The organism is Methylotenera oryzisoli (genome assembly GCF_004661485.1).
GTDB classification, from domain to species: Bacteria; Pseudomonadota; Gammaproteobacteria; order Burkholderiales; family Methylophilaceae; genus Methylotenera; species Methylotenera oryzisoli.
Window position 1 is genome coordinate 121,652 of record NZ_PQVH01000001.1, and the last position, 15,247, is coordinate 136,898.

The window sequence follows — 15,247 nt, forward strand, 5'->3', positions numbered from 1 at the left end:
AGCAAAACATCGTGATGTATGAGCCTAAGCTAATCTTTAGTCGTCGCTAAAGCGCTCCTCACGCCACGGGTCAGCTTCATTATGATAACCGCGCACCTCCCAAAATCCTGGGCGGTCAAATTCATGCAACTCGATAGCTTTCAGCCACTTGGCGCCCTTCCATGCATAACGCTTAGGTACAATCATGCGTACCGGGCCGCCATGCGCGGGAGTTAAAGGCCCACCCAACACACTATGGGCAATGATAACGTCATCATCTAATAAAGCATCTAGGGGTAAGTTCGTGGTGTAGCCGTCATAGCCATGTAAGGTTACATGTTTTGCGGCTGGCAACGGCGCAGCCATTGCCAAAATCTCGCGGGCAGGCACTCCCTGCCAGTCCATATCCAATTGGCTCCAGCGCGTCACACAATGAAAATCCGAGATATCCGTCACTTGTGGCATTGCCTGAAACTGCACCCAGTTAATATCGAGCTCATGTTCTACCAAGCCATATACACGCAGGCTCCAGTTTTCAGTTGTCACTTGCGGACGAATGCCCAAATCTAAAGTCGGAAAGTTCTTTACCTCGGTTTGCCCTGCCGGAATCCGCTCATTCGCATTCGCTTTACCTGGCTTTGCACCACGTTTTGCTAATGCAATTTTTCCTTCGATAAGCTTTTTCCAGTCTGGCATAGGTTTGTTCCGAAATAAATGTCTATGAGTTGATTAACTTACATTCGACTTCTTGAAAATATCCGCAAGTAACAAACCGACCCCAACGCATATTGCACTATCTGCCACATTAAAAGCCGGCCAATATAACTGATCAATATGAAAAAACAGAAAATCCACTACATAGCCTAGGGTCAGGCGATCATACAAATTACCAATGGCACCACCTAATACTAAGGCCAAACCTAAGCTAAATAGTTTCTCATGATGATGCTTTTTAATCAGATACGTAATCACAATAACGGCAGTTGCAGTCACTGCAGTGAATAACCACTTTTGCCAACCACCAGCATTGGCTAAAAAGCTGAACGCTGCACCCTCATTATGAAAACGTACCAAATCAAAAAAGCTAGTAATGGTTAAGTGCTCACCATACACAAATGCGCGTTGGATTAAATACTTGGTGTACAAATCTAGGGCGACCACAATTGCGCTAATAGCAAACCACTTACGCATGTGAGCGAACCTCGCCTTTACCAAACAAGTTACTTACGCAGCGTCCGCAAATATGTGGGTGCGTAGCATCTGCACCTACGTCTGCGCGATAATGCCAGCAGCGATCGCATTTAGTATGTGCACTTGGCGCAACTTGCACCTCTAATCCACCCGCACGCTGATGTAGCGAAGCGCGTGATGTAATCAGCACAAAACGCAAGTCATCCTGTAGGCGGCTTAATGCCTCAAAGGTTGCACCATCTGCATAAATATCCAGCTCAGATTGCAATGATGAACCCACCAAACCAGCAGCGCGCTTCTCTTCTATCGCTTTATTTGCTAAGGCACGCACCTCAAGCACCGTTTGCCAAGATTGAATCTCTGCATCACTTAATCCGTGCGCTGGCAAGCTATACCAAAGCTCTTCAAATACAGTTTTATCTGCATCCAAATCTAGTGTTTGCCAAATCTCATCCGCAGTGAAACTTAAAATCGGTGCCATTAAACGCATCATGGTGTGGGTAATATGATGCAATGTGCTTTGCGCAACACGACGCGCATGTGAGGCTTCACCAGTAGTGTATAAGCGGTCTTTTAGAATATCTAAGTAAAAGCCACCTAAGTCTTCTGAACAGAAGCTCACAAACTTTTGCACTGCCAAGTGGAACTCGTAACGGTCATAATCCGCTAATATCTCGGTTTGCAACTTGTCTGTTAAGTGCAAAGCATAACGGTCTATTTCCAACCACTCGTTCACCGGCAACAAGTCTTTAGCCGCATCAAAATCAGCCAAGTTCGCCAACAAGAAACGTAAAGTGTTACGAATACGTCGATAACTTTCAGCAACACGCTTTAAAATTTCATCCGAAATAGTCAGCTCACCAGAGTAATCGGTAGAGGCCACCCACAAACGCAAGATATCTGCGCCATAGGTATCCATCACTTTTTGTGGCGCAACCACATTACCTTTAGATTTACTCATTTTGTGGCCGCTGCCATCCACTACAAAACCATGTGTTAGCAATGCTTTGTATGGCGCATGACCATCAATCGCGCAACCAGTCAGCAAGCTAGACTGGAACCAGCCACGATGCTGGTCTGAACCCTCTAAATACAAATCGGCCGGGAAGGCCAGCTCAGGACGGCGTTTAAGCACTGCGGCATGCGTACTGCCAGAGTCAAACCACACGTCCAAGGTGTCAGTCACCTTCTTATATTGCTCGGCATAGTCAGGAGCATGTTGCGCCAAGAAGGCCGCACCATCTAAACTAAACCAAGCCTCTACACCGGTTTTTTCCGTAAGTAAGGCTGCTTGCTCTAACAGCGCTGTGGTTTGCGGATGTGGCTCGCCTGTTTCCTTATGCACAAACAATGGCATAGGCACGCCCCAGTTACGTTGGCGTGACACACACCAGTCCGGGCGGTTTTTAATCATCGCCTCTAAACGTGCACGACCCCAGCTTGGGAAAAACTCAGTCTCATCCACGGCTTTGTTAGCATGTTCGCGCAATGCTTTACCATTGATGTCGTGGGCATTCATCCCTATAAACCATTGATGCGTCGCCAACTGCATCAGTGGCGTTTTATGGCGCCAGCAATGCGGGAAACTATGGTTCAAACGTGCGCTTGCAAGTAAGCGACCACTCTCCTGCATGTTCGCCAAAATAACTTTGTTCGCGTCTTGTCTGCTTAGGCCACGAATAGCAGCAAACTCGACCAACTCACTGGTAAAGAATTTACCATCACTACCGATTAAGACTCTTGGCTTTTGCTCTGGGAAGTTAGCACGCATCACCAGCCAGTCATCATTACCGTGAGCAGCAGCCGTATGCACCAAGCCGGTACCTGCCTCAGTGGTCACATGGTCACCACAGATAACTGGCACTTGGCGCGCATCAAAAGGGTGTGCTAACTGCAAGTGTTTTAATGCCAGACCTTTACAGCTTGCCAGTACTTTTGCATCGACTTCACCATAGCGCGTTAATGTCGCGGCAGCCAAAGCATTTGCAAGTATCAGCAAGCCTTTACTGGTTTGAATCAAGTCATAATCAAGCTCAGCATGCACACTCACCGCCTGATTGGCCGGCAAGGTCCACGGTGTAGTTGTCCAAATCACCGCATACGCATCGCCTGTAATAGCGACGCCAAACGCCTTACTCAAGGCCGCATTGTCTACAACTTTAAACCCTACATCGATTGCAGGTGAGTTGACATCTTCGTACTCAACTTCGGCTTCAGCCAGCGCTGAGCCGCAATCTACACACCAATGTACAGGCTTGCTGCCTTGATACAGGTAGCCATTTTTATAAATGTCTCCTAAAGCACGCATGATGTCAGCTTCAGTTTGATAATCCATTGTTAAATAAGGATTATCCCAATCTGCCTGCACGCCTAAACGGATAAAGTCTTTCTTTTGTTTTTCTACCTGTTCAGCTGCATAGGCACGGCAAAGCTCGCGGAACTGTGCAGGATCTATATTTTTACCATGATTTTTCTCTACTACGAGCTCAATCGGTAAGCCATGACAATCCCAGCCTGGCACATAAGGTGCATCAAAGCCTGAAAATGTTTTAGATTTTACGATGATATCTTTTAAGATTTTATTTACCGCATGCCCAATGTGAATATCACCATTGGCGTAGGGAGGGCCATCATGCAAAATGAATTTCTTTGCACCTTTGCGCGCATTGCGAATACGCGTATACAGTTTTTTATCCTGCCAAGCTTTCAGCCATGCAGGCTCACGCTTAGCCAAATCGCCACGCATCGGGAAGGCGGTCTCTGGCAGGTTTAATTTATACTTGCTTTGCTCTTTATTGTCTTCAGTCATTTCAAATCTCAACACATTTCATATTCATCATTCCTGCCCGCTTAATGCCGCACCTACTCATGCGCACATAAATCAAAACAACACAGAAATCCAGTTACAGGCACATCAAAAAAGTACCTCAGTCAGCGCCACAGCCCATCGGGCAGGGTTACATTTAGCGCGATGGGGAAACAACCGTCCCAAAAAAAATTCTTGCCAATTCTACATCAACTGCAATTTGCGCTTTCAATGCATCCAAACCATCAAACTTCATTTCATCACGTATTTTATGCAAAAACTCCACATGCACATGCTTGCCATACAAGTCGCCATTAAAATCAAGCACATGTACTTCTAATGACAGTTTAGGCACGCCGGCAATCGTTGGGCGCACCCCTAAATTGGCAACAGCATTCAAACCGTCTAATTTTACTGCATATACCCCTTTTAATGCAGGTCGTTCATGCCGCATATGCACATTGGCTGTAGGAAAGCCAAGCTGACGGCCGCGCTTTGCTCCATGCACTACCTTACCGCTAATGCTATAACCTCGCCCCAATAGTGATGACGCTTCATGCAAATGCCCATCAGCCAAGGCTGAGCGCACTCTGGTGCTAGAAACCCTTACCCCGGCCAGATCTACCTGCGGCAAACTCACCAAGTTAAACCCTGCCGCTACAAAATCATTCACTGAGCCAGCTCGCTTTGCACCAAAGCGAAAATCCTCACCAACCAGAACTACCTGCGCATGAATCGCCTGACGCAAGATATCATGCATAAAAGCTTCAGCCGTCACCTTAGCAAAACGCTGATTAAATCTGCACACATAAACACGCTCCACCCCAGCTTGCGCAAAACACTCCAACTTTTCTCGCATAGAACAAAGCCGGGCTGGCGCACTTTCTGGCGTAAAAAACTCACGTGGATGCGGCTCAAACGTCATCACTGCCGCCTCTAAATTGCTGGCATTTGCAGTTTGCCTAAGTTGCGTCAATAACGCCTGATGCCCTAAATGCATGCCATCAAAGTTACCAATCGCCAAGGCACATGGCGGCTGTAAGACTGTAGGAATATGTCTAAAAATTTGCATCTATCGGCTCACTCTACGTATGTAGTCGCGCGGCCTAAACCCCAGCAACAAGAGCATGGCAAAATAGCTTACTGCACCTAACACCACCAAGCCACTCAAATAAACCAAACGGTGCATTAAACCTAAACTTAACCACAAGCTAGCATCGCCCATCGCGAAGTGCAGCACAACACCCATGACACCCAGTGCCAGCGACAACTTAACGACAAAAAGTAACCAGCCCGATTGTGGATGGAAAATTTGGGCTTTACGTAAGTGGTGATATAACAGGCTAGCATTAAGACAGGCGCCTACGCCAATCGCCAGCGCCAAACCTACATGCTGCAAATTTAACCCAAAAACAAAGACCAGATTCATCAGCTGCGTCATCACCAAGGTAAATACTGCAATCTTGACTGGGGTTTTGATGTTTTGTCGCGCATAAAAACCTGGGGCTAAAATTTTAACCAGAATCAAGCCTAGCAACCCCACGCTGTATGCAATTAATGCTTGCTGCGTCATTAACACATCTAGCGGTGTAAATTTACCATAGTTAAACAAGGTGGCTACCAACGGGGTTGCCAACACCGCCAAGGCCACTGCGGCAGGTGCTGCCAAAATAAAGGTTAAGCGCAGACCCCAATCCAACAATTGCGAGTACTCGCTATCATCTTTACCCGCGTAAGCTTTAGATAAGCTGGGTAACAATATGGTACCTAGCGCAACACCAAGCACCCCAGTCGGGAACTCCATCAGGCGATCTGCGTAATAAAGCCAACTGACGCTGCCTGTATTTAAAAATGAGGCAAAAATCGTATTCAGTATCAGTGATATCTGCGCCACAGACACGCCAAGTACAGCAGGTCCCATTAACTTAAGTATGCGCCAAACGCCCTCATCATCCGATTTAAAATCAAGCCTAGGTAACAGGCCTATCTGTTTTAAAAATGGCACCTGAAAGGCTAACTGCAAAAACCCACCAATAAACACAGCCCAAGCCAACACCTTAACAGGCTCATCAAAATAAGGTGCGAAGAACAGGATGGCAACAATCATTGCCACATTGAGCCATACCGGCGTAAAGGCTGGCACGCCAAACTTATTATAGGTGTTAAGCACCCCACCAGCCATCGACACCAAGGAAATAAAGAAAATATAAGGGAAAGTAATGCGTAGTAGCTCTATAGTCAGCTGCATTTTCACCGCATCGCCTCTAAAACCCGGCGCGACCAAACTCACAATCCAAGGTGCAGCCAACATACCAACGACCGTAACCACCACCAGAATCAGGCCCAGCCAAGTGGCAACCCGGTTGATCAGATGATGCGTTTCATCAAAACCGCGCTGACTTTTGTATTCAGACAAAATTGGCACAAACGCCTGACTGAAAGCACCTTCTGCAGAAATCCTGCGTAATAGATTAGGAATTTTAAACGCGACAATAAAGGCGTCACTCAGCATTCCTGCACCAAAAACCCGTGCAATAAGCGTATCGCGCACGAAGCCCAAAATACGCGAAACAAAAGTCATGCTGCCGACTTTAGCCAGCGCGTTGAGTAAATTCATGCTTTATCGTTATAATGTAGATGAAGAAAAGTATAGCATTAACAACATATTGCATAATTTTAACACGCCAATAGTCACTAGGTATTATTTACAGCAATATTTGCATTATTTTAACTTGCAATATATTTATAAAATGCTATGATTACGGGCTTCGTATTTTGAATAGCTTTTTAGGAAAAACAGATGGCAAATACCGCACAAGCAAGAAAACGTGCTCGTCAAGCAGTTAAGCAACGCGCTCACAATGCAAGCTTGCGTTCTACTTTGCGCACAGCAATTAAAAAAATCATTAAAGCTGTAGAAGCTGGCGATAAAGCTGCAGCTACTGCTGCGTACTCAGAGAATGTAAGTGTTATTGACCGCATTGCGGACAAAAACATCATTCACAAAAACAAAGCATCACGTCATAAAAGCCGCTTAAACGCTGCGATTAAAGCGATGGCATAATTAACCGCTCAAGTGCCAACGCACTTGAACAGTTATTAAATAAATAAAAAAGCCGAACTAAGTTCGGCTTTTTTATTGTTCACTGACTCTGATATAGGATTCTAACTATTAAATACGCTTCAAACTGCCTTTGCGCGCTTGAACATATTTAACAACACGCTGATTCTTATCAAACCAAAAAATTACCGACCTTTCATCATCAGTGATGAAGTGATAAGCAGCTTCTTTATACTCGTAATAATCACTAATATTTTCTTTGATACGATTAGCAGTTAAACCAACATCAAGATATAAGTATTTATTATAAATGTTGGGCTTAAGATAAGTAACCGTCAAAATCGTAGCTTGATCAGGCCCACTGATATTCACAATAATACCATCATATAAGTAATTACAACCATCAGGCGTAGCCTCTTTTGACAGAGGCTTTCCTAGCAATCTGAGCATGTCACTGTAGTTATTAACACCAGGCTCCAGATAAGGTGGCTTGGCCAATGCAGCCCAACTGAAGCTGCACAGCAGCAGAATGATTAAGGCGCGAAACTCTGTTAGTTTCAACATGTATCTCACTTACTTAATATTGATGAGTGGCACAGATCCACCTGTGACCTGCGGCAAACGGCCATCCCATTTCTCTAGGGCTACACGCTGATTCTCGATCTCGCGCAATTTCAGCAGATCCGGTGTGATCTCTTGTTTCTGCAAGCGCAGTGACTCAGCCTCCGCCTTTGCTGATGCGATTTTTTGTTCAGCCTCAACGCGTATCCGCTCCAAATCGCGCTCAGCTTTTAGTTTCAATTGCTCGGCTGTCGTCTTGGCTTCAATGGCTTGATTAAAGCTTTCGGAGAATCGGAAATTGACGATACTGAACTCATCAATCTGGATACCGTGACGCAACAGCCTGTCACGCATGAACTGACTGATCTGGTCACGCACCTCCGGGCGCTTGCTAATCAGCTCTTCCGCCGTATATTTAGCGGTAGTGGCTTTGGTTGCCTCTTGCACGGCCGGGATAATAATACGGTCGCCAACAGAGCCCAAATCACCAATCGCTTGATAGGTTTCCGCTACTCGGTTAGGAATTAAGTGATAGTTCAACGCAATTTTGGCATGCACTTGTTGCAGGTCACGCGATGCAGCATCACCGTCACCTTCACCCTTTTGTATCTGCACATTGATCTCAGTCACTTGCTGCATGATAGGAATACGGAAATGCAAGCCTTCTTCCAACACAGTAGGATTAACCTTACCGAAGGTCGTAATCACGCCACGATGACCGGCATTAATCACCACAAATGGGTTCAGCCAGGAGATAAGGATGAGTGCTGCAATCAATATCGCAATGAACTTAATTGTCCGGATTATGCCGGATTGGGACTGATCTGAGGGGGTATTGAGTATAGCCATAATGTCTCCCTATTTGTTTTTTAAAGTTATTGGTACGCAAATAGTACCAAATTCTTAATAAAAATCTTAAAACAAATAAAAAAGACCTAGTCACATCATGACTAGGTCTTGCAGACGACTACCGACGCTTACTCGCCGATTTTGAGTTCAGAGCGTACTTGCATCGCCAATTTAATTGCATCATCGCGATTGGTACCCAGTACAGTGAAATGCCCCATTTTTCTGCCAGCGCGTGCTTCTGCTTTACCATATAGGTGCATTTTAAGCGTAGGAGCCCCCAGCGCCAATTGCCAAGCCGGCTCGGTTTGCAGTGCTTCATTTGGCCAAATATCACCGAGCAGATTGACCATCACCGCCGGACTATGCTGACGGCTGCTACCTAATGGCAACCCTGTCATTACACGCACTTGCTGTTCAAACTGATTGGTAATACAAGCATCCAGTGTGTAGTGGCCAGAATTATGCGGGCGTGGTGCAATTTCATTCACCAGCAACTCACCGTCACACACAAAGAACTCCACACCCAACACGCCAGTGTATTGAAGCTTTTCAGCCACGCTGATTGCCAACTTCTGCGCCTGATGATTCACCGCATCACTACCACGCGCTGGTACAATAGAAATATCTAGAATACCGTTCAAATGGCTGTTTTCAGCAGTAGGGAACGTTGCAACATGGCCGTTTACATCACGTGCAAGCACAACAGAAACCTCGTAATCCAGTTTCAGCATTTTTTCCAGCACGCACTCTTCTTGTGAGAATGCAGCAAAAGCAGCTTTTGCTTCACTCAAATTGGCAACACGCGCCTGCCCCTTACCATCGTAACCGAACCTTGCCACTTTAAGGATAGCAGGATAAATCTCACTATCATCCGCCGGCAAATCTGACTCAGCATCAATCACGGCATAAGGCGCCACCGGCAAGCCGGCTTCTTTCAGGAAATTCTTTTCACTTACTCGATGCTGCGCAATACCAACCGCCTCTGCGGATGGTCGCACCGGGACAGACTGCGCTAATGTGCGCAATGTTGTAGCAGGCACGTTCTCAAATTCGGTGGTGATGGCTTGGCAAGTTGCTGCCATTTGCGCTAATGCCTCTGCATCATCATACTTGGCACATATATGCACATCCGCAATTTTGCCAGCAGGGCTGTTTTGATCAGGATCCAGCACCGTCACTTTATAGCCCATTTCATGTGCGGCAATCACAAAAAAACGGCCTAATTGACCGCCACCTAACATACCCAGCATCGCTGGTGGAAGAATCATAGAAGATTGACTCATGGTTTGTCGCTTAACTCCATGTTAAATACTTTTTCTGTTTGTTTGGTACGAAACTCTGCCAGCTTGGCAGACAGCGCAGCATTTTGGTTTGCAAGTATAGATACAGCAAATAAACCGGCATTGGCAGCGCCCGCATCACCGATAGCGAAGGTTGCTACCGGGATGCCTTTTGGCATCTGTACAATTGATAATAATGAATCCTGACCCTGTAAATGCTTGGATGGCACCGGCACACCCAAAACTGGCAACGTAGTTTTAGCAGCAACCATACCAGGCAAATGTGCAGCACCGCCAGCACCAGCAATAATCACTTGAATACCTTTAGTGGCAGCTGTTTCAGCAAACTCAAACATCAAATCAGGCGTACGATGTGCTGAAACCACTTTTGCTTCATAAGTCACACCAAAATCAGCAAGCATTTGCGCAGCATTTCTCATTACAGGCCAGTCACTGTCTGACCCCATAATAATGGCTACCAACGGTTGATTATTTGCCACATGCATTCCTTTATGTAATCTAAATTAAAACTAGAGATTTAATTAAACTAACGACTTTCTTATTACGACCTAAGCTTGCAAGCTTAGCCTTGCTTTAACAAGACCAGATTATCACGGTGAATCAATTCGGATTCATCCACGTAACCTAAAATTGATTCTATCTGCTGACTAGGCTTACGCATCACGCGTGCGGTTTCACTCGCAGAGTAGTTAACCAAACCACGTGCAATCTCGTGACCATCTACATCCACACAAGCCACCACATCACCGCGCTCAAAATACCCCTCAACCGCAGTCACACCTATCGGCAGTAAACTTTTACCTTCAGCCACCAGCACGCGTACAGCGCCAGCATCCAGCACCAATTTACCAGTAGTGCGCAAATGATCCGCAAGCCATTGCTTACGTGCGGCAATCTTCATCTGCGTTGCCTCAAGATGCGTGCCAATTACCTCACCCGCACTTAAACGCACAAGCACATTATGTTCACGGCCAGAAGCAATCACAGTATGCGCACCACTGCGTGCAGCTCGTTTTGCCGCTAAAATCTTGGTCAACATGCCACCGGTACCTACGCTACTACCTGCGCCGCCAGCCATTTGCTCTAAAGCTAAATCACCGGCAGTTGCATGCTGTACGAACTGGGCATTAGAGTCTTTACGTGGGTCCGCTGAATACAAACCTTGCTGATCGGTCAGAATCACCAGAGTATCAGCTTCAATCAGATTAGCGACCAACGACCCTAAAGTATCGTTATCGCCAAACTTAATCTCATCCGTCACCACAGTGTCATTCTCATTAATAATTGGAATAACTTTTAAGTCTAGCAAAGTGCGTAGTGTGGTTCGCGCATTCAGGTAACGTTTTCTATCGGCCAAATCATCATGTGTAAGCAGTACCTGCGCAGTATGTAACTGATGCTGGCTAAAACAGCGCTCATACATTTGCACTAGGCCCATTTGCCCGACCGCGGCGGCTGCCTGCAGTTCATTCACCGCCACTGGACGCTTTTTCCAGCCAAGGCGCTGCATTCCCTCAGCCACTGCACCACTGGAAACCAAAATAACCTGTTTACCTTGTTGCACCAGCGCTGCAATTTGCGCAGCCCACTCAGCAATCGCTACTTGATCAAGACCATTACCATTATTAGTGACTAGGCTAGAACCCACCTTCACCACAATAACTTTTGCATCTAGCACTAGAGACTTAAATTCAGACGACTTCATTCCCGGCTTCTTTATCGGCAGCAGTACTTACTACGGCTTCTTGTTTATTCTCAGCAGCCTCATCTACATGCTGCTTATTTTCCTCAATATGCTGCATGATTGCGTAGGTCAACTCTTTGCAACCAATACCGCTAATGGCAGAAATTGCGAACACACGACCTTCCCAGCCATATGCTTTCACAAAGTTTTCAACCACCTGCTTTGATTCCGGCAACATATCAATTTTATTCAACACTAACCAGCGTGGTTTATTGTAGAGGGCTTCATCATACTTTCTAAGCTCTTCTACAATCGCTTTCGCTTCATACACTGGGTCAACTGCCTCATCAAACGGGGCGACATCAACCAAATGCAACAACAGAGAAGTACGTGCCAAATGACGTAAGAACTGATGGCCTAAACCAGCACCTTCAGCAGCACCTTCAATAATGCCCGGAATATCCGCAATCACAAAGCTACGCTCAGCATCAACACGCACCACACCCAAATTAGGATGCAATGTCGTAAATGGATAATCGGCAACTTTTGGTTTGGCCGCAGACACGGAGCGTATAAATGTAGACTTACCCGCGTTAGGCATGCCCAACAAGCCCACGTCAGCCAAGACCTTAAGCTCTAAATAAAGCTCAAGTTCTTCACCCGGCTCACCTTTAGTACATTGACGCGGTGCACGATTCAAGCTGGATTTAAAATGCACATTGCCCAAGCCACCTTTGCCGCCTGTCGCCATCTGTGCACGCTGACCATGCTCACTCAAATCCACCAGCATTTGTTCACTAGACTTATCGGAAATGACGGTACCAACCGGTACACGCAAAATCATATCCTCGCCTTTAGCGCCGTAGCACTCAGCACTACGCCCATTTTCACCGCGCTCAGCCCTAAAGCTACGCGTGTAACGATAGTCCACTAAGGTATTGATGTTACGATCCGCCTCAATAATGATAGAACCACCGCGGCCGCCATCACCGCCGCTTGGACCACCCATCGGCTCGTACTTTTCACGACGAAACGTGGCGACGCCGTTACCGCCGTCACCCGCATAAATTTTAATAGTAGCTTCGTCAATAAATTTCATAATACCCAGACTGTATAATCAGTTCATGTAATTATCGCGCAAGATTATGTTTTGTAGGAGATTTTTATAAAGGGTAATTACCACTACATTACCATTCAATAAGAAAACACTACTCAACAACAAACTAGCAAGAACGCACGAATTGAAAAAACATTCTGCCAGCGCGTACCAAATAAAAAAGCCCCATCAAACGACAGGGCTTCTTAAATTATCGCAAAAAACTAAGCTGGAATAATATTCACAGTTTTACGTTTTAATGCGCCTTTAATTGTAAAGCTCACTTTACCGTCTGCTTTAGCGTACAAAGTATGATCTTTACCCATACCTACGTTTTCACCAGCGTGCATTCTAGTACCACGTTGACGCACGATAATGCTACCAGCTGAAACAAATTGCTCACCGAATGCTTTAACGCCTAAACGTTGGGCTTGTGAGTCGCGACCGTTACGTGAACTACCGCCTGCTTTTTTGTGTGCCATGATTTAATCCTTAACTTAACGATAACTGCTTATTTAGCAGCGATTGCTTCAATTTTAATTTCCGTATAACTTTGGCGATGGCCTTGTGTTTTACGGTAGTGCTTACGACGGCGGAATTTAAAAATCATTACTTTGTCGCCACGGCCATGTGAAACAACCGTTGCTTTCACAGTAGCACCTTTAATAATTGGAGAACCAATTGTTGTGTTATCACCGTCAGAAACCATAAGAATTTGATCTAGCGTAACTGTGCCGCCAACTTCAACTTCTAGTTTCTCAACTTTTAATCTTTCGCCTTGAACTACGCGATATTGTTTACCACCAGTTTTGATTACTGCATACATGATTATGCCTTTAACTCATACTTCAAAAGAATCGCGCATTATACGCAATTTATCCTGTAAAGCAAACCTTAATCTAAGCAATTTCACAAAAATATTAGATTAAATTTTACCAGGTAAACTGTCGTCGCCTAATTAGCAATGCACAGCCAAGCATTTGGTTGCACTCCAAGCAAAAAAGCCACCACAAAGAACCACTAAAAACACTCACAATCGGCTAGGTTCAGCCTACGGAATTTAGCTTAAGAATGCAGTGTGCAGCTTAAAAAACCAAAAACATTATTATATAGATGAATATGGCTAAAAAACCATACCATTGAAAATCTAGGATTTAAATAGGCTGTGATAAAATCAGATTTCATTTTACAGGTTTTATTAATGTGACTCCAAGCATCATTCAATCTTGCATAAACGACGACATGCGCATGGTGGATACAACCATCCGCCAATCACTACATTCGGAAGTGACTCTGGTTAACCAGATAGCCGAATACATCATCAACAGCGGCGGAAAAAGATTGCGCCCTATGCTTGTGTTACTTTCAGCAGGCCTGTTCGGCGAAATTCAAGCGCAACACCACCAACTGGCTGCGGTTGTTGAGTTTATCCACACAGCAACGCTGCTACATGACGACGTGGTGGACGAGTCTTCCAAACGTAGAGGCAAGAGCACAGCTAACGCCTTATTTGGCAACGCAGCTAGCGTCTTAGTTGGCGACTTTGTTTATTCACGTGCTTTTCAAATGATGGTCGCCGTACAGAACATGCGCGTCATGGAAGTGCTAAGTAATGCGACCAACGTGATCGCCGAAGGCGAAGTACTGCAACTGCTAAACGTGAATAATGCTGACATTTCCGACGACGCTTACCTACAAGTAATTCATTACAAAACCGCCAAACTTTTTGAAGCAGCAACGAGACTAGGCGCGATTATTAGCGAAGCCAGTGCAAAAGACGAAGCAGCGCTTACTGCTTATGGGATGCATCTAGGCACTGCTTTTCAATTAATAGATGACATTCTTGATTTAAGCGGCAACAGTGAAGACATCGGTAAAAACTTGGGTGACGATTTAGCTGAAGGCAAACCAACATTGCCGCTTTTATATGCGATGCGCAACAGCAACACCGAACAAAGCCAACTCATCCGCAATGCAATTGAGCAAGGCGGCTTGGAACATTTAGCTCAGGTTGTAGAAATTGTGAAAAACTCCGGGTCGCTCGATCATGTGAAGAAAATGGCTGAAGCAGAATCCGCCCATTGCCATGCGGCGATTGCACATTTTCCGGAGTCAAAATTCAAGCAAGCACTGATTGAGCTTGCAGATTTTGCGGTAACAAGAAGCTTTTAGCCGATGGGGAAACTCGGCTAAAAGCAGATATTTTAGTTCAAGACGATTTTCTCACCACTATCCGCATGGTAATAAGTCAGGTGTGCGCAATCACTAGTGCCTGCAGTTAAAGACCCGTCAAACAATGACTGCCCTTCAACATCAACCACAGCGTATCCGTTGTGATACAACGTCACCTCAGCCAATTTTGGCTTTTTAACTGCAATCTCACGCATGGCGAAACTAATGCAGTTTTCTTCCTCCGCCTCAGAATAGACTTCCCAATCCTTACCACCTGCCAATTGTGATAACCAACTTGGCAAATCAACCTCAACACGGCAAATAATAGGCTCATCCCACTCTGGGTGATGCATCTCAGCCTGAACTAGTTCAGCTGCATTCAGTTGATGATTAGTGTCTGTCATATTGTGTCCTTAATACAAATTACCGCTCTATTATAATATCAATTACCAACTCTATATTTGTGGCACCCTGCTTAATTTTCAAGTCCGGAGCCCCAAACTAAACCATGATAGTTATAATCACTTAACGCTAAGACCGTGCATTA

General features: G+C 45.5%; 16 protein-coding genes. 2 read left to right on the forward strand and 14 right to left on the reverse strand.

The genetic code is table 11. From position 1 onward, the window contains the following. Positions 1-36: 36 nt before the first annotated feature. The 5 genes from C3Y98_RS00595 to murJ form a co-directional block, all read right to left on the reverse strand. Positions 37-675: a molybdopterin-dependent oxidoreductase gene (locus C3Y98_RS00595; RefSeq protein ID WP_135276194.1), complete on the reverse strand. Its 639-nt coding sequence runs from the start codon at positions 673-675 to the stop codon at positions 37-39. Between the two features lie 33 nt (positions 676-708). Next, complete coding sequence (lspA, locus tag C3Y98_RS00600) at positions 709-1,170, reverse strand: signal peptidase II (protein WP_135276195.1); 462 nt, start codon at positions 1,168-1,170, stop codon at positions 709-711. Beyond that, the gene (ileS, locus tag C3Y98_RS00605) at positions 1,163-3,979 is read right to left on the reverse strand and encodes an isoleucine--tRNA ligase (RefSeq protein WP_135276196.1); all 2,817 of its coding nucleotides are present in this window, start codon (positions 3,977-3,979) and stop codon (positions 1,163-1,165) included. The genes lspA and ileS overlap by 8 nt, the downstream gene beginning before the upstream one ends. Before the next feature lie 154 nt (positions 3,980-4,133). Next, the gene (locus C3Y98_RS00610) at positions 4,134-5,048 is read right to left on the reverse strand and encodes a bifunctional riboflavin kinase/FAD synthetase (RefSeq protein WP_135276197.1); all 915 of its coding nucleotides are present in this window, start codon (positions 5,046-5,048) and stop codon (positions 4,134-4,136) included. Then, positions 5,049-6,593: a murein biosynthesis integral membrane protein MurJ gene (gene murJ, locus C3Y98_RS00615; RefSeq protein WP_135276198.1), complete on the reverse strand. Its 1,545-nt coding sequence runs from the start codon at positions 6,591-6,593 to the stop codon at positions 5,049-5,051. It abuts the gene before it with no gap. A gap of 183 nt (positions 6,594-6,776) precedes the next feature. Between murJ and rpsT the strand changes: the two genes are divergently transcribed. After that, positions 6,777-7,040, forward strand: a complete 264-nt coding sequence (rpsT, locus tag C3Y98_RS00620) for a 30S ribosomal protein S20 (RefSeq protein WP_015831476.1) — start codon at positions 6,777-6,779, stop codon at positions 7,038-7,040. 108 nt (positions 7,041-7,148) lie between these two features. Here rpsT and C3Y98_RS00625 read toward each other — a convergent pair whose 3' ends face one another. The 8 genes from C3Y98_RS00625 to rplU all read right to left on the reverse strand — a co-directional run bounded on the left by C3Y98_RS00625 (position 7,149) and on the right by rplU (position 13,354). Next, positions 7,149-7,598, reverse strand: coding sequence for a hypothetical protein (locus tag C3Y98_RS00625; protein WP_135276199.1), 450 nt, complete (start codon positions 7,596-7,598; stop codon positions 7,149-7,151). Positions 7,599-7,610: 12 nt separating this feature from the next. Beyond that, entirely contained in the window at positions 7,611-8,447 is an 837-nt protein-coding gene (locus C3Y98_RS00630; RefSeq protein ID WP_135276200.1) for a prohibitin family protein, read from the reverse strand. Between the two features lie 128 nt (positions 8,448-8,575). Further along, entirely contained in the window at positions 8,576-9,730 is a 1,155-nt protein-coding gene (locus C3Y98_RS00635) for a 5-(carboxyamino)imidazole ribonucleotide synthase (protein WP_135276201.1), read from the reverse strand. Continuing rightward, complete coding sequence (gene purE, locus C3Y98_RS00640) at positions 9,727-10,233, reverse strand: 5-(carboxyamino)imidazole ribonucleotide mutase (protein ID WP_135276202.1); 507 nt, start codon at positions 10,231-10,233, stop codon at positions 9,727-9,729. Before purE ends, C3Y98_RS00635 begins: the two co-directional genes overlap by 4 nt. Before the next feature lie 77 nt (positions 10,234-10,310). Then, positions 10,311-11,453 carry a glutamate 5-kinase gene (gene proB, locus C3Y98_RS00645; protein WP_135276203.1) on the reverse strand — a complete coding sequence of 381 codons (1,143 nt, stop codon included), beginning with the start codon at positions 11,451-11,453 and terminating at the stop codon, positions 10,311-10,313. Continuing rightward, positions 11,440-12,531 (reverse strand): GTPase ObgE, encoded by a 1,092-nt coding sequence (gene obgE, locus C3Y98_RS00650; protein ID WP_135276204.1) that lies wholly within the window; start codon positions 12,529-12,531, stop codon positions 11,440-11,442. Before obgE ends, proB begins: the two co-directional genes overlap by 14 nt. A 221-nt stretch (positions 12,532-12,752) precedes the next feature. Further along, positions 12,753-13,010 (reverse strand): 50S ribosomal protein L27, encoded by a 258-nt coding sequence (gene rpmA, locus C3Y98_RS00655; RefSeq protein WP_015831469.1) that lies wholly within the window; start codon positions 13,008-13,010, stop codon positions 12,753-12,755. Positions 13,011-13,039: 29 nt separating this feature from the next. After that, entirely contained in the window at positions 13,040-13,354 is a 315-nt protein-coding gene (gene rplU / locus C3Y98_RS00660; protein ID WP_015831468.1) for a 50S ribosomal protein L21, read from the reverse strand. Between the two features lie 377 nt (positions 13,355-13,731). Here rplU and ispB point away from each other — a divergent pair, with 377 nt between their 5' ends. Continuing rightward, a complete protein-coding gene (ispB, locus tag C3Y98_RS00665) occupies positions 13,732-14,700 on the forward strand; it encodes an octaprenyl diphosphate synthase (protein ID WP_135276205.1) in 969 nt (322 codons plus the stop codon). Positions 14,701-14,732: 32 nt separating this feature from the next. Here ispB and C3Y98_RS00670 read toward each other — a convergent pair whose 3' ends face one another. Then, positions 14,733-15,104, reverse strand: coding sequence for a hypothetical protein (locus C3Y98_RS00670; RefSeq protein WP_135276206.1), 372 nt, complete (start codon positions 15,102-15,104; stop codon positions 14,733-14,735). Between the last annotated feature and the right edge of the window lie 143 nt (positions 15,105-15,247).